15 protein-coding genes and 1 riboswitch are annotated in these 19558 nt (G+C 69.0%); of the genes, 12 read left to right on the forward strand and 3 right to left on the reverse strand.

Annotation, left to right across the window (positions count from 1 at the left end; all coding sequences use genetic code 11):
* The first annotated feature begins 41 nt into the window (after nt 1-41).
* The 5 genes from VZL07_RS09180 to VZL07_RS09200 all read left to right on the forward strand — a co-directional run bounded on the left by VZL07_RS09180 (nt 42) and on the right by VZL07_RS09200 (nt 7166).
* Nucleotides 42-2915, forward strand: coding sequence for a GDSL-type esterase/lipase family protein (locus VZL07_RS09180; RefSeq protein ID WP_426754986.1), 2874 nt, complete (start codon nt 42-44; stop codon nt 2913-2915).
* Nucleotide 2916: 1 nt separating this feature from the next.
* On the forward strand, nt 2917-4332 hold the full coding sequence (locus VZL07_RS09185) for an MBOAT family O-acyltransferase (RefSeq protein ID WP_426754987.1): 1416 nt from the start codon (nt 2917-2919) through the stop codon (nt 4330-4332).
* A gap of 244 nt (nt 4333-4576) precedes the next feature.
* On the forward strand, nt 4577-5014 hold the full coding sequence (locus VZL07_RS09190) for a YciI family protein (RefSeq protein WP_426754989.1): 438 nt from the start codon (nt 4577-4579) through the stop codon (nt 5012-5014).
* Nucleotides 5015-5286: 272 nt separating this feature from the next.
* Complete coding sequence (locus tag VZL07_RS09195; RefSeq protein WP_426754990.1) at nt 5287-6603, forward strand: hypothetical protein; 1317 nt, start codon at nt 5287-5289, stop codon at nt 6601-6603.
* A gap of 269 nt (nt 6604-6872) precedes the next feature.
* Nucleotides 6873-7166: a hypothetical protein gene (locus VZL07_RS09200; RefSeq protein ID WP_426754991.1), complete on the forward strand. Its 294-nt coding sequence runs from the start codon at nt 6873-6875 to the stop codon at nt 7164-7166.
* Nucleotides 7167-7178: 12 nt separating this feature from the next.
* On the opposite strand, the gene VZL07_RS09205 is transcribed toward VZL07_RS09200, so the two are convergent.
* Nucleotides 7179-7772 carry a CoA pyrophosphatase gene (locus VZL07_RS09205; protein WP_426754992.1) on the reverse strand — a complete coding sequence of 198 codons (594 nt, stop codon included), beginning with the start codon at nt 7770-7772 and terminating at the stop codon, nt 7179-7181.
* Between the two features lie 18 nt (nt 7773-7790).
* Nucleotides 7791-8684: an undecaprenyl-diphosphate phosphatase gene (locus VZL07_RS09210; RefSeq protein ID WP_426754993.1), complete on the reverse strand. Its 894-nt coding sequence runs from the start codon at nt 8682-8684 to the stop codon at nt 7791-7793.
* A 114-nt stretch (nt 8685-8798) separates the two neighbouring features.
* Between VZL07_RS09210 and VZL07_RS09215 the strand changes: the two genes are divergently transcribed.
* Nucleotides 8799-9269: a YchJ family protein gene (locus tag VZL07_RS09215; RefSeq protein ID WP_426754994.1), complete on the forward strand. Its 471-nt coding sequence runs from the start codon at nt 8799-8801 to the stop codon at nt 9267-9269.
* A 98-nt stretch (nt 9270-9367) separates the two neighbouring features.
* Nucleotides 9368-9441: riboswitch (S-adenosyl-L-homocysteine riboswitch) on the forward strand.
* Nucleotides 9442-9535: 94 nt separating this feature from the next.
* A complete protein-coding gene (ahcY, locus tag VZL07_RS09220; RefSeq protein ID WP_426754996.1) occupies nt 9536-10966 on the forward strand; it encodes an adenosylhomocysteinase in 1431 nt (476 codons plus the stop codon).
* Nucleotides 10967-11267: 301 nt separating this feature from the next.
* On the opposite strand, the gene metK is transcribed toward ahcY, so the two are convergent.
* Nucleotides 11268-12461 carry a methionine adenosyltransferase gene (gene metK, locus VZL07_RS09225; protein WP_426754998.1) on the reverse strand — a complete coding sequence of 398 codons (1194 nt, stop codon included), beginning with the start codon at nt 12459-12461 and terminating at the stop codon, nt 11268-11270.
* A 239-nt stretch (nt 12462-12700) separates the two neighbouring features.
* Here metK and VZL07_RS09230 point away from each other — a divergent pair, with 239 nt between their 5' ends.
* The 5 genes from VZL07_RS09230 (at nt 12701) to VZL07_RS09250 (ending at nt 19485) form a co-directional block, all read left to right on the forward strand.
* Nucleotides 12701-13276, forward strand: a complete 576-nt coding sequence (locus tag VZL07_RS09230) for an ABC transporter substrate-binding protein (protein WP_426754999.1) — start codon at nt 12701-12703, stop codon at nt 13274-13276.
* A gap of 103 nt (nt 13277-13379) precedes the next feature.
* Nucleotides 13380-15518, forward strand: coding sequence for a site-specific recombinase (locus VZL07_RS09235; protein WP_426755000.1), 2139 nt, complete (start codon nt 13380-13382; stop codon nt 15516-15518).
* A 113-nt stretch (nt 15519-15631) separates the two neighbouring features.
* The gene (locus VZL07_RS09240) at nt 15632-18319 is read left to right on the forward strand and encodes an efflux RND transporter permease subunit (RefSeq protein ID WP_426755001.1); all 2688 of its coding nucleotides are present in this window, start codon (nt 15632-15634) and stop codon (nt 18317-18319) included.
* 69 nt (nt 18320-18388) lie between these two features.
* Nucleotides 18389-18985, forward strand: a complete 597-nt coding sequence (locus VZL07_RS09245) for an MXAN_6521/LA_1396 family lipoprotein (protein ID WP_426755002.1) — start codon at nt 18389-18391, stop codon at nt 18983-18985.
* A gap of 11 nt (nt 18986-18996) precedes the next feature.
* A complete protein-coding gene (locus tag VZL07_RS09250; RefSeq protein WP_426755004.1) occupies nt 18997-19485 on the forward strand; it encodes an MgtC/SapB family protein in 489 nt (162 codons plus the stop codon).
* Nucleotides 19486-19558: the final 73 nt, after the last annotated feature.

Below are 19558 nucleotides of genomic sequence, written 5' to 3' on the forward strand. Positions count from 1 at the left end.
GGGTGTTGCACTCCTGAAGGCCCCGGACCGAGCCGGCGGCCGTGGCGGCGCACCATACCGTTTCGGCCTCGCCGGGAAAGGGGGACTCGCCCGCCCGCCCACCAGACGACAGGGCCAGGAAGGGCGGTGAGAGTTTTGACCCGCCACCAAAAAGCCAGTCTCATGCCGCGCTGTTGGACTTCCTCAAGGCCAGATCCACCGGGCTGACGCTCATCCTCACCGTCGCGCTGGCGTTGGGGCTCTCGCTTGCCCCGGTCCCCCAAGCCCTGCGCCCGCTCCCGAGCCTCCAAGGAGGCCCCCTAGGCGAGAAGCTGGTGGCGCTCGTCCTGCCCACGTCGGTGTCGGGAGGCCGCGCCGCGCGTCCGCCCGGCGAGGTGATGACGGCGGGTGCGGGCGCGGCCACACGCCCGCCGGAAGAGACGGAGGAGGTGGAGGACGAAGCCGACGCCGGAGCGCTGCTGGCGGAGCCCCTGCCCGCCGTCCCCACGACGCCGGGCATCGGCCTGGAGGAGCTGAGTGCCCCCACCCTGGCCCGCGCGAAGGACCTGGAGGCCCTGCGCGAGCGCATGGGCGCCCAGCACGTGGACCTCGAGCTGAACTGCCGCAAGGCGGGGCCGGACGGCGGCTGCCTGGAGGATGGGCTCGCCCCCTTCACCCGGGCGCTGGCCGAGCTGCGCGCGGACGCCCGGCGCACGCCGGTGCGCGTGGTGCACCTGGGCGACTCGCTGGTCGCCTCCGACCACATCACCGACCTGGTGCGGGACCGGCTCCAGGAGCGCTTCGGCACGGGCGGCAAGGGTTTCCTCTTCATCACCCGCCCCGCCAGCGCGGGCCGCTGGACGCGCTCCGGACGGGGCTCGGACGGCTGGGAAATCGAGCGGCTGGTGGACACCAGGTGGCCCCGCGACCGCGTGGGCTGGACGGGCGTGGCCTTCAGCACCGACAAGGCCTCCCAGAGCACGCGCTATGACGTGGAGGGCTCGCGCGTGGCGGAGCTCTTCTTCCTGGCGCAGCCCGCGAGCGGCTCGGTGCAGTTCTCCGTGGACGGCAAGCCACTCCAGCGCATCCACACGCGAGGCTTCTCCAAGAGCAAGTCGGAGGCGGCCTTCGCCCGCCTGACGCTGCCGCAGGGCGCGAAGACGCTGACGCTCACCACCGCCGGCAAGGTGGAGCTGCACGGCATGACGCTGGAGACGGGCACGCCGGGCGTCGTCTACGACACCGTGGGCCTGCTGGGCGGCATGGCGGAGGTGTACCTGCGCGCCCAGCCCGCCGCCTTCCGCGCGCAGCTCCGTCAGCGCAAACCATCCCTCGTCGTGCTGATGGTGGGCGGCAACGAGGCCTTCTTCTACTCGCGCAACCGCACCACGCTGGACGAGGTGCGCGCGCAGATAAAGGAGCTGATGGCCCGCGTCCGCTCCAACGTGCCCAACGCCGCGTGCCTGCTGATGTCCCCCATCGACGCGGGCGTGCGCACCATGAGCGGCGAGGTGGTGCCGCGCCGGGGCACCAGGGAGATTGGCGACATCTATCGTGAGGAGGCCCGCGCGGCCGGCTGCGCCTTCTGGGACGCCTACGCCGCCATGGGTGGCGAGGGCGCCGCGGCGCGCTGGTTCGAGGAAGGGCTGATGCTGGACGACCTCGTCCATCCGCGTGCCCGGGGCTCCGACCTGCTGGGCCACCTCTTCGACCTGTCCCTCCAGCGCGCGTTCGCGAAGAGCCGGGCGCCGCTGGTCGCCGTGGCGGACCCGACCGGCCTCCAGGACGCGGACACCGCGCTCGTCCGGACCTTCGACAAGCTGAAGCGCCGCGAGTCCGGCGAGGCCCTGCGCGTGGGCATCACGCAGCTGGGCGGCTCGCACACGGCCTCGCACTACTTCACGGACGCGGTGCGCGAGGTGCTGACCAAGCGCTTCGGCGACGCGGGCCGGGGCTTCATCGCCGCGGGCAAGCCGTCTGCGCGCCTGGAGCCCGCGGGCGTGACGCGAGCGCTGGAAGGCGCGTGGACCGTCGAGGACGCGAAGGATGCGCCCCCGGGTGGCCTGTGGGGCCTCACGGGCATCCGCGCCGTGGGCGGCCCCGGGGCGAAGCTGCGCATCCAGTTCTGCAAGGACTGCCCGGACGCGAAGGCGCCCTCGGGCCGGCTGGACCTGTACGCGCTGGACGTGCCGGACACGCGCGCGCCGGACATCACCGTGGACGGCGAGGCCATGCCGCCGGAGGCCCCGCCGCCAGAGCCGCTCACCGCGCCCACGGTGCGCATCCGCTCCTTCCCCGTCACCGGCCCCTCGCACACCGTGGAGGTGGCCGCGCCGCCGGACGGCAGCGTCACGGTGCTGGGCGCGTCACTGGAGTACGACACACCGGGCCTCGTGTACGACGCGCTGGGCCTGCCCGGCGCCACGTCCTTCACCCTGCGGGACATGGACGCGGCGGCGGTGGACGCGCAGCTCGTGTCGCGGCGGCCAGACCTGCTCGTGTTCTGGTACGGCACCAACGAGGCGGGCCGGGCGGACCTGGACGCCGTGGCCCTGCGCCGCGACTACACGGCGCTGCTGAGGCGGCTGCGCAAGGCCACCAACGCGGAGTGCCTGCTGCTGGGCCCGACGGACCGGCTGGAGCAGGACGCGAGCGGTCGGTGGAAGGAAGCGCCCGCGCTGGCGTCGGTGCTGAACACGCTGCCGCAGGTGGCGAAGGATGCGGGCTGCGCCTACTGGTCGCCTCGCGCGGCCATGGGCGGCGAGCGCTCCATGCTGCGCTGGCAGCGGGCACAGCCGGCGCTGGGCCATGCGGACGGCATCCACCTGACGCCGGAAGGCTACGCACGGCTGGCGGGCGCCTTCGCCCGGGAGCTGCTCACCGCGTACGAGGCCCACCGGAAGGTGGGCCCCACCTCGCGCGTGGAGGACAACTGACGTGATGTCGCACAGCGTCCAGTACCTCGTCTTCGTCATCGAGGTGTTCGTCCTGTACTGGGCGGTGCACCGGCACTACGCGGCCCGCATCGGCGTGCTGCTGGTGGCCAGCCTCGGCTTCTACGCGGTCTTCACGCCCTTCCCCGTCTTCATCTTCCTGGCGGGCGTCACGGTGGACCACCTGTGCGTGAAGGGCATGGCCCGCGCGCAGTCGCAGGGGAGGCGCAAGGCGCTCGTCACCGTGTCCGTCGTCTCCAACCTGGGCCTGCTCGCGGGCTTCAAGTACCTGGAGATGCTGCGGCAGACGGCGCTGTCCCTGCTGGCGCCGTGGGGCATCGAGGTCCGCTCCGAGCCCTTCAACCTGCTGATGCCGTTGGGCCTGTCCTTCTTCGTGTTCCAGGCCATCAGCTACACGGTGGACGTATACCGGGGGAAGGCGAGCGCGGAGCACTCGTTCATCGAGCACCTGCTGTACCTGATGTTCTTCCCGCGCGTGGTGAGCGGGCCCATCGTCCGGGCGTCGGAGCTGATGGCGCAGTTCCGCGAGACGCCGAGCCTCACGCCCGAGGCCGGCGGCCACGCGCTGTTCCGCATCGCGGTGGGCCTGGTGAAGAAGCTGGTCATCGCGGACGTGCTGGGCGCGGGGCTGGTGGACCCTGTCTTCGCCGCGCCGGAGAAGTACGCCTCGGCCGAGTGCATCGTCGCGGCGGTCGCCTACACCTTCGAGCTCTACTACGACTTCTCGGGGTACTCGGACATCGCCATTGGCGTGGCGGCGCTGTTCGGCTTCAAGTTCCCGGAGAACTTCAACCGGCCGTACCTGGCGAAGAACATCGGCGAGTTCTGGAACCGGTGGCACCTGAGCCTGTCCACGTGGCTGCGCGACTACCTGTACCGGCCGCTGGGTGGCAACCGCGTGTCGAAGCCGCGCGTGCTGTTCAACCTGATGACGGTGATGGTGCTGGGCGGCCTGTGGCACGGCGCGGACTGGCGCTTCGCCGTCTGGGGCGCGGTGCATGGCATCGCCCTGTGCGTGTCGCGCTGCTGGGAGTGGACGGTGGGCAAGCCCGAGTCCCCGGGCATTCCGCGCGTGGCGCTGGGGATGCTGACCACCTTCACCATCGTGGTGCTGACGCGCGTGGTGTTCCGGGCGCCGGACATGACGCACGCGGGTGAGTTCTACGAGCGGATGATGGCGGGCGTGCCGGGCATCGCCAACGTCAGCCCGCTGGTGTGGGGCATGCTGGCGGCGGCCGTGTTCTTCCATGCGGTGCCGATGAAGCTCTACACGGTGAGCTCGGACCTCTTCGTCCGCATGCCCGTGCCGGTGCGCGCCGTGGTGCTGGTCGTGCTCGGCCTGGGCATCCGCCACCTCTCCGCCGTGGAGACGCGGCCGTACGTGTACCTCCAGTTCTGAACGGGCGCTCGCACCGGGGGTGCCCGCCACGCTCGCGAATTTCGCCGGGATTTTCGCCGACGCGAGGCGCACCCGTGGCTTCAACCTCCTGAAATCACGGCCGATTTCAATGCGGGTCGCCTTCAGGAGCCGCCTTTTTCGGTGACGTGTCGATCCGCTCCGGGCCCATTCGTCGCGCTTTTTGAAAGGGGACGCAGGCGGTCATCTCGGCCGGCGCGCACGCCCCTCCTGAAAGGAAGCTGCGATGCGAGTCATGGTGATTGTGAAGGCGACGAAGGAGTCCGAGGCCGGTGTGATGCCCAGCGAGAAGCTGCTCGCGGAGATGGGCAAGTACAACGAGGAGCTGGTGAAGGCCGGCATCATGCTCGGGGGTGAAGGCCTCCACCCGAGCAAGCGCGCCAAGCGCGTGCTGTTCTCGGGCGGCAAGACGCGGGTCATCGACGGTCCGTTCGCGGAGACGAAGGAGGTCATCGCCGGCTATTGGATCTGGCAGGTGAAGTCGATGGAGGAGGCCGTGGAGTGGGCGCGCCGCTGCCCGGGCTCGCAGCCCGATGAGGAGTCGGAGCTGGAGATTCGCCCCATCTTCTCGCCCGAGGACTTCGGCGCCGAGTACACGCCGGAGCTGCAGGCCCAGGACGAGCGGCTGCGCGTCGAGATTGAGAAGAAGCAGCAGAAGTCGTGACGCGCAGCCGATGATTCGCGCGCGGGGTGGCGGCTCGCCCAACCAACAAGGCAGCCCGGCGCATCACATCGGCCAGGCTGCCCTGCGGCCACGTGCGACCAGCTCGGAGTGGCGGCTCCCCGCGTTCCATGGGCTGCGGCCGTACGGAACGACCGGCGCCGTCAGAGCCGAATGCTACTCCCTGACGTGTGCTCCTCCAGGTTCGGAGGGCACGTCAGGAGGGCGGCATGTCAGTGCGCTGCGCGGGAGCATTGCTCCTTGGAGTTCTCCTCATGGGCTGTGCAACGCCCCGCGTTGTGCGCCTGGATACAGGACAGGGCGAGCCCATCGTCTACGCCCCTCCGAAGAACGCGAAGCCGGTCGAGATTGACGACGACGCGTTCCGGAAGGTGATGACCCGGCTCGTGCTGGACATGCGCTTCGCCGTCCACGCCCCGGAAGCAGAACGCCCACGCGTCCGGCTCGCCTCGTGGGGCTCTGAGTCCCAGAAGGCCGAGCAAGGCTACGGCGCCTGGTGCTCCCGCCAGAACAGTCCTGGCGAGTGCCTCACGCTCCTGGAGGGTGGCTTCTCCTTTCTCGATGCCAAGGCCCGGCGACAGATGGCGCTCGCCTTCGCCTGGGATGGCGTGTGGGAGGGTGTACAAGACGCAGTGACGGAGGTCGTCAACCCGCTCGCGCTCAAGGCCATGCTGACGTCGGCGATGGCCGCGTACATGTTCCTCGTCGTCGCGCCGGAGCCCGTCACCAAGGTTGTCGCCGTCGCACTGACGACCTTCGTCCTCGCCTACATCGGCGTGGATGCCTTCATGAGCCTCGTGGAGGGCTGGCAGCGCTTGTCGGCTGATACCGAACGCGCGGTGTCGTTCCGGGAGTTGGAGGACGCGGGGCATCGCTTCGGCCGAGTCATGGGGGAGAACGGAGCGCGCGTCCTCATCCTGGCGCTGACGGCTGCGTTAAGCGGAGGGGCCGCGAGCATGGCCTCCAAGGGGCCAACGCTGCCCGGCTTCGCCAGCGCGGCCCTGGCCGCGGAGACGCAAGCGGGATTCCGGCTGTCCGCGGCGATGGCAGGGGGCGTGCGCTCCATCTCCGTAGCGGAGGGCGTCATGACCGTGGGCCTCGCGCCCCACGCGGTCGCAATGACGGCCCGCGGTCCAGGCGATACAGACGCGCCTCCATCCCTCGGTGACGGCTCCACAAAACTCCTTGAGAATCAACGCCCCCACTGGTTGGAAAGGGAGCAGAAGATCGCGCGGCTGGTAGGCGTTCGCCCCGTTCGAGTCACAGACCCCGACTTTCTACGGTATGTGAACAACGGTTCGATCAAGTGGGTGGTGACTGCGGAGGGGGAGTTGCTGATTGTCCCGCACACATGGCGCGCAACCGAGATTTCACACGCGGTCGCCAGCGGAGGACGCCCAGTACTTGCAGCGGGCGAAGCTGAAATCGCCGCCCATGGCACGCAACGCATGGGGATGGCGATAAATCCGTACAGTGGCCACTACCTCTTCGAGGCCCCTGCAGCTACGAGTGCCAGAGCGCTGGAAATCGGCAGGCGGGCCTTCTCTCAAGCCGGTATCGTGTTCCCATAGAGACCTGCCCAATGAAGCCGACTCGTGACCTTTTTGATGAGGCCCTGGAGTGGCCCCCCTCGAAAATGAATCCATGGCTCGACCGGCTCACCATTGGTGGGGCCGTCGAGGGCGAGCCCTTCAACTGGGATGTCTTCGCGTTCACCATCGCAGCAAGAGCGCGCGAAGAAAGAAGCCCTGAATGGGCTCACATTGCTCTTCGCATCTACGAGGCCCTCGTGAAGCGGCCTCCTATAGGTGCCGATGCCCACACATTCTTGATATCGGCAATGAGCCTCCGTGCATGGATGATCGCCGAGCTTGGCGAGCGCGAAGGCGACCCGGTCCTCGACTCGGAGCCCATTGTCGCGTGGGCCCGGAGTCTGACGACGTTCTCCCTGGAGGAAGCTTCCCAGTGGATGGCGCGGGAAGACCTCCGCGCCGTCCCCATCGAGAAGCTCCTCGCCATGCGCAGGCTCAAGCACGCGCTCAACACGCTGGCGCACGCCCTGCACAAAACGCAGGTGGAGCAGAAGCACCCCGAGCTCGTCCCCTGGCTCCAGTTCAGGGACCGCCTGCCGTGACGCGGCGGCGCCCTACCCCGCTCCGCCAGGCACCTGCGTCACGTGGTTCAGGAAGTCGCGCAGGATGCGCGCCGTGGCGCCCCAGATGACGTGCGTCCCGTACGTGTAGAAGTACAGGTCCCGCTCCGCTCCCAGGATTTCCTTCCGCTCCACGCGGAGGATGGACGGGTCCAGCAGGCCCTTGAGCGGCACCTCCAGGATGAAGGCCACCTCCTCCGCGCTCGGCCGGTACTTGCCATCGCCCGGAATCACGCCCACGAAGGGCCGCACCCGGTACTGTGAAATCGTGGGCACCTCGTCCAGCATGCCCAGCACCCGCACGCCGCGCCGGTCGATGCCCAGCTCCTCTTCCGTCTCGCGCAGCGCCGTGTGCAGCGGCGTCGCGTCCTCGGGCTCCCGGCCGCCACCGGGGAAGCTGTACTGGTCCGCGTGGGTGCGCAGCGTCGCGGGCCGGCGCGTGAAGAGCACGTGGGGCACACCGTTCCGCTCGAACACCGGCACCAGCACCGAGGCCTCTCGCAGGGTCCACCCCGGCAGGTCCACCTCACGCGCCGGCCGCGATGACAGCCGCGACTCCAGTGCCTCGAACAGCGCCTCCACGCTCACGTCCCGTGCCCTCCCTCGCTAGTCGGTAATCTGCTTTTCCACCGGCGGCGTCCCCGGCTCGCCCGGAACCTCCACGTTCTCCGTCCCCGACAGCGGGCTGAGCTTCCCCGTCTGGAGCAGCACCAGCAGCAGCAGGCCCAGCGCCACGCGGTACACCACGAACACCAGCGTGGTCCGCGTGCGAAGGAACCGGAGCAGCCACGCGATGGCCACCATGCCCGACGCGAACGCCACCAGCGTCCCCACCCACAGCGACACCGCGGAGGGCCGCGACTCGGCCTCCAGCAGGTGCTTCAGCTCGAAGACGCCCGCCAGCGTGGTGGCCGGGATGGACAGCAGGAACGAATAACGTGCCGCGTCCTCACGCTTGAGCCCCAGCGACAGCCCCCCGGTCAGCGTGGTGCCCGAACGCGACGCGCCCGGAATCAGCGCCAGCGCCTGCCACAGGCCAATGAAGATGCCGTCCCTCCAACGCATGTCCGCCAGCGTCCGCTGGTGCGAGGCCCGCTTCTCCACGATGAAGAGGATGGCGGCCAGCACGATGAGGCTGCCGGAGATGACGTAGAGCGAGCGGAACTCGTTCTCGATGAACTTCTTCAGCGTCAGCCCGCAGATGCCGATGGGCAGCGTGCCCACCAGGACGAACCAGGCCAGCCGGGCCTCCAGCGTGCCGAACGGCTCGCGCCGCGCCAGCCCCTGGAAGAAGGCCCTCAGGAGCGCGACGATGTCCTTGCGGAAGTAGATGAGCACCGCGGCCACCGTGCCCAACTGGATGACCGCCGAGTACGCCGCGCCCGGGTCCTTCCAGCCGAACAGCTCCGGCGCGATGCGCAGGTGCGCCGTGGAGCTGATGGGCAGGAACTCCGTGAGACCCTGGACCAGGCCCAGGACGATGGCTTCGAGGAGGCTCATAGGGTGCGGCCCCCGGATGTATGCCTGCTCTCCCCAGCCAGCAAGGGCGTTCCGCCGACTCTGTGCGCATGAACACCCACGGTCCACGCGAGCCGGGTAGGCTCGGACCGCACCATGCCCCCTGCCCCCCTCTGTCCCTGCTCCTCCGGCCTGCGCTACCGCGAATGCTGCGCGCCCTTCCATCGCGGCGAGGCCGAGCCCCCCGATGCCGAGCGCCTCATGCGCAGCCGCTACAGCGCCTTCGCCCTGCGCGACGTGGCCTGGCTCTGGAAGACGTTGCACCCCGACCACCCGGACCGCGCGCGCCCCCAGGACGAGGTGCTGCGCGAGCTGCGCGCCTTCGCCCAGGCCCACCAGTACCCGAAGCTGGTGGTGATGGACCGCAGCCCTCCGGATGAGAGCGGGCTGGCGCGGGTGCTCTTCTTCGCCAAGGTGTTCGAGAAGGGAAAGGACCGCTCCTTCGTGGAGCGCTCCGACTTCCGGCACGACGGCACCGGCTGGCGCTACCTGTCCGGCGTGGCCCTGTCCCCCAAGGAACTGTCCGGCCCGCCCGAGTCGCTCACGCTCGCCACGTTCCCCCGCTAGGTGGGCGTCTGGAAGTGGATGAAGCAGGCTGTCCGCCTGCCCCGGGGGGCGGCAGTCTCCCGTTGAAATGAAGGGGCCCTTCTCGTAGGTTCCCCCGTGACTTCGAGGAGCGCTGCGAGGCCGGAGACGGCCCCAGGCTCGAAGCGGAATCACCCAACGGCGCTCACCTGTACGCGTCTCTTGCGAGGGTGAGTCGTCGCCGCATCCCAATCAAGCGAACCTCCCCGCGCCCGGACGCCGCGCCCGCTGGACCAGGAGCCATTGCCATGACCGCTGCAACCAAGTCCCAGAAGCAGGATTACGCCATCGCCGACCTGTCGCTCGCCGACTGGGGTCGTAAGGAAATCCGCATCGCGGAGAGCGAGATGCCCGCGCTCATGGCCATCCGCGAGGAGTACGCCAAGACGCAGCCCCTCAAGGGCGCGCGCGTGGCGGGCTCGCTGCACATGACCATCCAGACGGCCGTGCTGGTGGAGACGCTCCAGGCGCTGGGCGCCGAGGTCCGCTGGGCCTCGTGCAACATCTTCTCCACGCAGGACCACGCCGCCGCCGCGCTGGTGCAGGCCGGCACGCCCGTGTTCGCCCACAAGGGCGAGTCCCTCAAGGAGTACTGGGACTTCACCCACCGCATCTTCGAGTTCGGCCCCGCCGGCAGCGACCACGAGGGCCCGAACATGATTCTGGACGACGGCGGTGACGCCACGCTGCTCATGCACCTGGGCAAGCGCGCGGAGAAGGACGCCAGCGTCATCTCCAACCCCCAGAGCGAGGAAGAGCGCGAGCTGTTCGCCGCCATCAAGGCGAAGCTGGCCCAGGACGCGACCTGGTACACCCGCAAGAGCGCGAAGATTCTCGGCGTCACCGAGGAGACCACCACGGGCGTCCACCGCCTCCAGGAGATGTCCGCCAAGGGCACGCTCCTGTTCCGCGCCATCAACGTCAACGACAGCGTGACGAAGAGCAAGTTCGACAACCTGTACGGCTGCCGCGAGTCGCTGGTGGACGGCATCAAGCGCGCCACCGACGTGATGGTCGCCGGCAAGATTGCCGTCGTCGCGGGCTACGGCGACGTGGGCAAGGGCTCGGCGCAGGCGCTCCGCGCCCTGTCCGCCCAGGTGTGGGTGACGGAGATCGACCCCATCTGCGCGCTCCAGGCGGCCATGGAGGGCTACCGCGTCGTCACCATGGAGTACGCCGCGGACAAGGCGGACATCTTCGTCACCGCCACCGGCAACAAGAGCGTCATCACCCATGACCACATGGCGCGGATGAAGGACCAGGCCATCGTCTGCAACATCGGCCACTTCGACAACGAAATCGAGGTCGCCTCCCTGGAGAAGTACCAGTGGGAGGAGATCAAGCCGCAGGTCGACCACGTCATCTTCCCGGACGGCAAGCGCATCATCCTGCTGGCCAAGGGCCGGCTGGTGAACCTGGGCTGCGCCACCGGCCACCCCAGCTACGTGATGTCCAGCTCGTTCGCCAACCAGACCATCGCGCAGATCGAGCTGTACTCGAACAGCGCCAACTACGAGGTCGGCAAGGTGTACGTGCTGCCCAAGCACCTCGACGAGAAGGTCGCGCGGCTGCAGCTCAAGAAGCTCAACGCGCAGCTCACCGAGCTGACGCCCGAGCAGGCCGCCTACATCGGCGTGAAGGTCTCCGGCCCGTACAAGACGGACACCTACCGCTACTAGGCGGGTGCCTCCGCCCTCGCCCGCATGACGTGGGGCGAGGGCGCGCCGCCTCGTACGGCCGCGGCACAGCGGGCCGACTCGCAAGCAGGGTCCACGCCGCTGCGTACGCCCTGACGAAGTGCTCTGCGCAACCAACAAGGGCCGCCTCCATGCATGGGAGACGGCCCTTCTTCTTTGCGGGGCCTCATGCTCTGTCGAAGCGCCCCGGTTGAAACACGACGGGCCGCCTCCATGCATGGGAGACGGCCCGAGTGCTATGCGGCCCCTCACGCGCCGGCGAGGCGGCGCAGGGAGCCCTGCCTCAGACGGCCTTCAGACGGCGGCCACCACCCGCGGGCGCCGCGCTCTTGGCGGCGTCGCGCAGCGCGTCCTTCTTCTCGTCGACGCGCTCCCAGGTGAACTCCTTCTCCGTGCGGCCGAAGTGACCGTAGGCAGCGGTCTTCTGGTAGATGGGCCGCAGCAGGTCCAGGTACTCGGTGATTTCACGCGGACGCAGGCCGAACGTCTTGCGGACGGCCATGGCGATGCGCTCTTCCGGAACCGTGGCGGTGCCGAAGGTCTCCACCATGACGCTGACGGGCTCGGCCACGCCGATGGCGTAGGACACCTGCACCTCGCAGCGCCGGGCCAGGCCCGCGGCCACCACCGTCTTCGCGATGTGACGGCCCATGTACGCCGCCGAGCGGTCCACCTTGGACGGGTCCTTGCCGCTGAACGCGCCGCCGCCGTGACGGCCCATGCCGCCGTAGGTGTCCACGATGATCTTCCGGCCCGTCAGGCCGGAGTCACCCATGGGGCCACCCACCACGAAGCGGCCGGTGGGGTTGATGAAGAACTTGGTCTTGTTGTCGATGAGCTTCTTGGGCAGCGCCTTCGCGATGACGTCCTCGCGGATGGCCTCCTGGATCTTCTTGTTGGAGACCTCGTCGGAGTGCTGCGTGGACACCACCACCGCGTCGATGCGGGCGGGGCGACCGTCGCGGTACTCCACAGTCACCTGGCTCTTGCCGTCCGGGCGAATCCACGGGTGCTGCTTGCGCCGAGCGTCCGCCAGGCGGCGGGTGATGGCGTGCGCGTAGTGGATGGGCGCGGGCATCAGCTCCGGCGTCTCGTCGCACGCGAAGCCGAACATCATTCCCTGGTCGCCGGCGCCCTGGTCCTTCTTGTTGTCGACGCCCCGGGCGATGTCCTGGCTCTGGCCCTCGATGGCCACCATGACGCCGCAGGTGTTGCCGTCGTAGCCCATGGAGCTGTCGGTGTAGCCGATGCGGCAGATGGTGCTACGGACGATCTTCGGGATGTCCACGTAGCAGTTCGTCGTCACCTCACCCGCGACGATGGCGAGGCCCGTCTTGACGAGCGTCTCCACGGCGACGCGCGCCTGAGGGTCCTTGGCGATGATGGCATCCAGCACACCGTCGGAGATCTGATCGGCGATCTTGTCCGGGTGGCCTTCAGTGACGGATTCGGACGTGAACAGGAAATCGGTAGGCATGTCGTCTCAGAGGTTGCGCTGAGAGTGCGCGCAGGGGGCGGACACTAGACGTGGGGTCCTAGAGGAGTCAAACGCGCAAGAGGGCTCCACCATTCATCTTTTCGGAATTGCCCAGCGCCCGGCGACCAGGCGGCTTCGGCCGCATGCCCGCCTCCCACCTGGGCGTGAATTTCGCGAGGCGCCAGACGTTCCCTTGGGCTAACAGACGTCCGCGCATCCGCACTGGAGGAGCCCCTGACATGAACGCCCGCTTCCGTACCCTCACCTTCCTGGCCGCCTTCGCCTTCGCCCTGCCCGCGCTCGCCGCGAAGGAAGACCCCGTCGCCAAGCCGGTGAAGACCGTGGTGCAGTCCGTGCGCTACGAGCGTGACGCGCTGGCCCTCAAGCACTTCGGCAGCGAGGAGCAGGGCAAGTTCCTCCTGGGTGAGGAATGGGCGAAGGGCACCGATGCCCAGCGCAAGGAGTTCATCGCGCTGTTCAAGGACCTGTTCGCGAACATCGCCTTCCCCCGCGTGCGCGAGAACTTCAAGAACCTGGACTCCATCACCTACGAACCCTCGCAGGTGCAGGGGAACGAGGCCACGGTGGCCTCCACCGTCTTCATCAAGCACCCCATGAAGACGCAGGAGATGAAGCTCAAGTACCGGCTGGTGAAGGAGGCCGCCGCCTGGAAGGTCGTGGACGTGACGGTGCTGGGCTCGTCCATGCTGACGGACATCCGCGACTCGCAGGTGAAGCCGCTGCTGGCCAAGGGCGGCTGGGACCTGCTGCTGGAGCGCATGCGCACGGAGCTGGCGAAGGTGAAGAAGAAGTAGCCGCTCCTGCCCGGCGGCCGGGCCACCAGGCTTCCCCGGCCGCTCACGGTTTCCGCGACAACAGCGCATCGCGTAGAGTCGCGATCCCCCTCACGCCTGGCCGATGACCGACTCCGCCCCCGCTCAGCCCACGATGTCCCGGCCGCAGCCCTCCGCCCGCGAGGTGGATGCCTTCTGCGTGCAATACGCCCCCCGGGCCCCGGGCCACGCCGCCGTGCGCGACCTGTACCGGCTGCTGTGCGACGTACCCGAAGGCAGCCTGGAGCAGCGGCTGCACTGGGTGGAGCGGTGGATGCAGTGGCTGCGCGAGCGCATCCCTGCCCATGGACTGGTGGACGCTTCCGAACCGGAGGCCTCCCCGGCCGACAGCCGGCTGGCGCTGCTGATACGGGTACTCGAAGGCGAGCCCGCCATGCGCGCCGCCCTCACGCGGCTGGTGGCCGCCGTCTGCGAGGGCTGCCGGGGCCTCAAGCTCTTCGCCCAGGTGGGCCTGCCCGCGGGCCAGGGCTTCTTCGCCGAGGCGTCGGACCGGCTCGCCCGCGCGCTGCTGCCCTCGGCGCCCGAGCCCGGCAAGCTGTCCGAGCTGCTGCTGCGCCTGTGCCCGGATCCGGATGACGCGGACTGGCTGGCGCGGCTGTCACCCGCGCGCCTGGCGCAGCTCGCCGCCCTGGTGGGCGAGCCGAGGCCGCCAGAGCCCTCGCCCGCGGCCCGCGTGCGCGCGGACCTGATGGACGCGCTGCTGCTGCTCGCGGTGCAGCTGGCGGCATTGGGCATGGCGGAGGACGTGCGCGACCGCAGCCCGGAGACGGCCTTCCGCGCTTCGCCCTTCCTGCGGATGCGGCTGATTTGCGACGCGGTGCTGGCGCGCGATGCCGCAGCGGACACGCTGAGGGACCTGTCCACGTGCGTGGCGGACTGCCGGCAGGTGGTGGCCAACGTGTCACGCCACCTGGAGGAGACGGGCGTCAGCGTGGACCTGGTGTACCGGCTGGAGCGCATCCGCCGGGGGCTGGAGCGCATGGAGGCCATTGCCCGCGTGCTGGGCGCTCCCCGCGGCGAGGTGCGCTGGCGCGAGGCGATGGCGCTCGTGTCGGACCTGCTGCGGCGCGCGCACGCGGACCGCTCCGTGGTGGAGCTGGTGAAGCGCAACATGCGGATGCTGGCGCGCAAGATCATCGAGCGCGCGGGTCACTCCGGCGAGCACTACATCACCAGCACCCGCCAGGGCTTCCACGCCATGGTGCACTCCGCGGCGGGCGGCGGCCTGGTGACGGCGCTGGCGGTGGCCAACAAGACGTTGCTGTCGGGCCTGATTCTGGCGCCCTTCTTCTCCTTCCTGGCCGTGGGGCTGAACTACGCCGCGGCCTTCGTCCTCATCCAGGTGCTGGGCTTCACGCTGGCCACCAAGCAGCCCTCGGTGACGGCCGCCACGCTGGCGGGCGCGGTGGGCGAAGGCGCCCGGGGCGAGCGGCTGGCCAGCCTGGTGGAGCTCATCCCGCGCATCACCCGCTCCCAGCTGGCGGCCTTCGCGGGCAACCTGGGCGTGGTGGCGCCCGCGGCCGTCCTCTTCGCGCTGGGGTACCAGCTCCTCACCGGCCAGGGCTTCATGAGTCCGGCCAAGGCGCAGGCCACGGTGGCCTCGCTCCATCCCTGGAAGAGCGGCACCCTCATCTACGCGGCCATGACGGGCGTCATGCTGTGGATGAGCAGCGTGGCGGGGGGCTGGCTGGAGAACTTCGTCGTGTACCGGCGGCTGCCGGAGGCGCTCGCCCACCACCCCTTGCTGATACGGCTCCTGGGAGAAGCCCGCGCGCGCCGGCTGGCGGATGGGTTCCAGCACGCGGCTTCCGGCTTCGGCGCCAACGTGGCCCTGGGCTTCCTGCTGGCCCTGGCGCCGGTGGTGGGCCGCTTCTTCGGGGTGACGCTGGACGTGCGCCACGTCACCTTCGTGCTCGGCTCGCTCGCGCTGTCCGGCACGGCCCTTGGCCCCGACGCGGTGCTCCAGCCCGAGTTCCTGGCCGCGCTGGCCGGCACGGCCCTCACCGGCATCATCAACTTCGCGGTGTCCTTCTCGCTGGCGCTCGGGGTGGCCGTGCGCGCCCGCGACGTGCCCAGCCGCGAGGCCCTGCCCTTCCTGCGCGCCGTCCTCACGCACCTGGTGAGAGACCCCCGCTCGTTCGTTTTGCCTCCCAAGGAGTCAGAAAACGACGTGCTGCGGGTGTCCGCGCCGCCCACGAACTGAGCCTTGTCCCGCCGGGACGCCCTCCCGCCCACATGGGCCCGTGGCAGGACAGCGGCCGGGCGGCCGGGCTTTGCCTTTCGGGCCAGGGCGTTTGCCGGTAGGGTCGCCGCCGCATGAGCGGCGACAGAAATCCGAACTCCCACTCCCGTTTCGCCCACGCCTTCGCCGGACTGCTGGTCCGCAGGCCCGGGGCGGTCCTCCTCGTGATGCTGGCGCTGCTGGCCGCCTCGCTGTGGGGTACGTCGAAGCTGCGCATCAACTCCAACCAGCTCGACCTCATCTCCCAGGACCTGGAGGAGGTGAAGGACGTCAAGCAGGTCATCGACATGGTGGGTGGCAGCGGCTTCCTCATGGTCGCCCTGCGCTCGTCGGACGAGGCCGCGCTCAAGCGCACCGCCGACGACCTCGCGAAAATCATGCAGGAGGACAAGGAGAACGTCCGCAACGTCTCCTACAAGCTGCCCGTCGAGTTCATCCAGCAGAACATGGTCCTCTTCGTGAACACGGAGGACCTCATCGAGGGCAAGCGCCGCATCATGGAGTTCCTGCGCGACAAGCTGAAGCGCAGCAACCCGTTCTTCATCGACCTGGGCGGCTCCAAGCCCGTCGAGCTGAACATGCAGGACCTCGTGGACAAGTACTCGTCCATTGGCAAGAAGAGCATCCGCGACGACTACAACATCTCCAACGACAAGAAGATGTTGCTCCTGCTCGTCAAGCCGATGTGGGACAACACCGAGATCGGCAAGACGAAGGACTACCTCGAGCGGCTCAAGGGCCAGATTGACGCGTACTCCGCGCAGCCCGGCAAGGTGAAGCTGGTCGAGGACTACCAGCTGATGGGCGATGACAAGACCATCGCCTATGGCTTCACCGGCTCCTACAAGACGACGGTGGATGACTCCTACGCCATCGAGGAGTCGCTGGAGCCGGTGACGCTCATCGCGCTGGGCGCCATCTTCCTCATCACCGTGCTCTTCTTCCGCAAGCTGGCGCCCACCTTCCTCGTCGTGATTGGCACGGTGGTGGGCACCATCTACACGCTCGGCTTCACCTACGCGACGGTGGGCGAGCTGAACATGATTACGTCCATCCTGGGCGGCATCCTGCTGGGCTTCGGTATCGACTACGGCATCCACTTCATCTTCCGCACCCGGCTGGAGCTGGGCGCGGGCAAGCCGTACGACGTGGCCATCCGCGACGCGGTGATGAACGCGGGCCGCCCGGCGGCGGTGGCCGCGGTGGTGACGGCCGGCTCCTTCTTCGTGCTGATGGTCAGCGAGTTCCGCGGCTTCAGCCAGTTCGGCTTCCTGGCCGGCGCGGGCACGCTCATCCTGGGCCTGACGCTGTTCTGCTGGAGCGCGTCGATTCTCGCGCTGGCCGGCCGCCTCAACCCGGAGCTGCCCCAGAAGCTCATCGGCGTGATGAAGCCGCCGCCCACCAACTCCGCCACCACCGGCAAGGAGCTGCGCATCCCCAGGCCGAAGATGGTGCTGGGCATCAGCACCGCCATCGTCGCGCTCATCTGCGCCGCGGCGGTGCCCTGGGCCGGCTCCGAGGAGCCGCCCAAGGGCGTGGAGCTGGGCTTCTTCGAGCGCCTCAAGTACGGCGTCAGCTTCAACTACAACACCCGCGCGCTCATCCCCGACGGCATGTCGTCCGTGCTGCTCCAGGACGAAATCAACGAGCGCTTCAACATCTCCAGCGACCCGATGGCCATCTACACCAAGGACCTGGACGAGGCCGAGGGTGTGTACCGGGAGCTGACGCAGAACGCGCACAAGTACCCGTCCATCGACCAGGTGGTGAGCATCTTCACCTTCGTCCCGCCGCCGGCGACGGCCGCCGCCAACGCCAAGGTGCTGGAGGAGTGGAAGGCGGAGATGAAGCAGCTTGAGGACGAGGGCTTCACCATCGCCGCCCTGCCGCCGGAGATGCAGGCCAACGCGGATTTCTTCAAGAAGGTGCTGGACGCCAAGCCCTTCGACGTCCACGGCGTCCCCGCCAACTACACCGCCCAGTTCCGCAACCTGCCGTCCGCGAAGCCGGAGAACCATGGCTACCTGACGTTCATCTACGCCAGCGTGGACCTGATGGACGGCCAGAAGATGCTGAAGTTCTCCGACGAGACGCGGGTCATCAAGGCCACGTACTCGCCGGGCAAGTACGACCAGGATGCGTGGGACCCCAAGGCCCCCACGGTGGAGAAGGAGTTCCGCGCCGCCGGTGCCACCCAGCTCTACGCGCGGCTGGCGCGCATCGTCCTCTGGGACGGCAAGGTGACGGTGGTGCTCACCGCGCTGTGGATTCTGGCCATGCACTTCCTGGACTTCCGCAACGTGAAGCTGGCGCTGGCCTCGGTGATTCCGCTCGGGGTGGGCCTGGCGATGATGCTGGGCATCATGGCGCTGACGGGCCTGCGCCTGAACTTCATGAACATCATCATCCTGCCCATCCTCCTGGGCTTCGGCGTGAGTCACGGCCTCTACTTGTTGCACCGCTTCCTGGAGGGCACCTCGCCCCTGGTGGCGCTGCGCAGCGTGGGCGCGGCCGTCGCGTCCTCCACGCTGACGGCGGTGGTGGCCTTCGCGGCGCTCCTGGCCGCGGCCCACAACGGCCTGCGCTCCATGGGTCTGGTCGCGTGCATTGGCCTCATCACCACGCTGGTGGTCTCCTTCACCGTGCTGGCCGCGGTGATGCAGCTCATGTACGACCGGCGTCAGCGTGAGTCGGGCGCGGCCTCGGGTGGTGAGGGCGGCGCGGCTGGCGCTGGCAAGGACTCCGAGCCGAAGGCGGCCTGAGCGGTCCGCTCCGGCCCACACATGAAGGAGGCCCCCTTCGCGCGCGGAGGGGGCCGGGAGAGGGACATCATGAGAAAGCAACTGTGGCCCGTGCTGGGGCTGGGCCTGCTGTCCGCATGTTCCGCGGTGAAGAGCCAGCGGCTGCGCAGCGACTACGACACGGTGGACAAGCACCAGGTGAAGCGGCTGGTGGTGGTGACGCAGCCGCTGCCCGACGGCAAGGTCTCCGTGGGCGAGCTGTGGAGCCTCGTCGCCCGCCAGTGGGTGAACCAGAACCGGGACTTCCTGGTGAAGGAGAGCGTGGCGCTCCCCGACGTGCCGACGGACACCACCTTCAAGGCGTTGTGCGTGGAGGGCCTGGAGGGCGTGCTCTGGCTGTCGCCGCAGATGGCGCTCAAGGGCAGCGGCGCCGAGGCCGCCGTCCAGGCGAAGCTGGTGCGCTGCCGCGACGGCGAAGAGGTCTGGGCCGCCGAGTCCGCCGGGAGCTGGGACTCCCAGGACGAGGACTACGCGCAGCGCATCGGCCAGTACGTCCAGGAGCTCGGTGAGGAGGTGGCCCCCTACGTCGTCCCCACCGCCAAGTTGCTGAGGGCCACGCTGGACACCTTGCCCAATCCCGAACTCACCGACGCGGACAAGGACGAGAAAATCGAGCTGGGTGAGTAGGCTCATCCCTCGTGGATGAGCGGACCGTTGCCCTGAGATTGGCCCTGGCCGCCCTGCTGGGGGGCGTGCTGGGCCTGGAGCGCGAGGTGCGCGGCCAGGCGGCCGGGCTGCGCACCCACATCCTCGTCTCCCTGGGCTCCTGCTGCTTCACGCTGGCCAGCGTCTTCATCGAAGTGGCGCTCGGCCCGGATACCCCCGAGGGCACCCGGGGTGACATCAGCCGCATCGCCAGCCAGGTGGTGGTGGGCATCGGCTTCCTGGGCGCGGGCGTCATCCTGCGCCACAACGGCCGGGTGAAGGGCCTGACCACGGCGGCCAACCTCTGGCTCACCGCCTCCGTGGGCCTGGCGGCCGGCCTGGGCTTCCACTTCGCCGCCCTCACCACCACGGCCATTGCCCTGCTGTGCCTGGCGGGGCTGCGCCCCCTGGAGCGCGGAATCACCCGCTACCGGAAGCGGCGGAACGCGACTCGCGAACAGGACGAAGACGCCGAGGCCTAGCGACGCCCGCTTTCTGGACGTCCGGCCCGCGCAGCTGCTTGCGCAGATAACGCAACTCAGTTACATCAACACC

Origin of the sequence: Pseudomyxococcus flavus (assembly GCF_050038885.1) — a bacterium.
In the GTDB taxonomy this organism is placed as follows: Bacteria; Myxococcota; Myxococcia; order Myxococcales; family Myxococcaceae; genus Myxococcus; species Myxococcus flavus.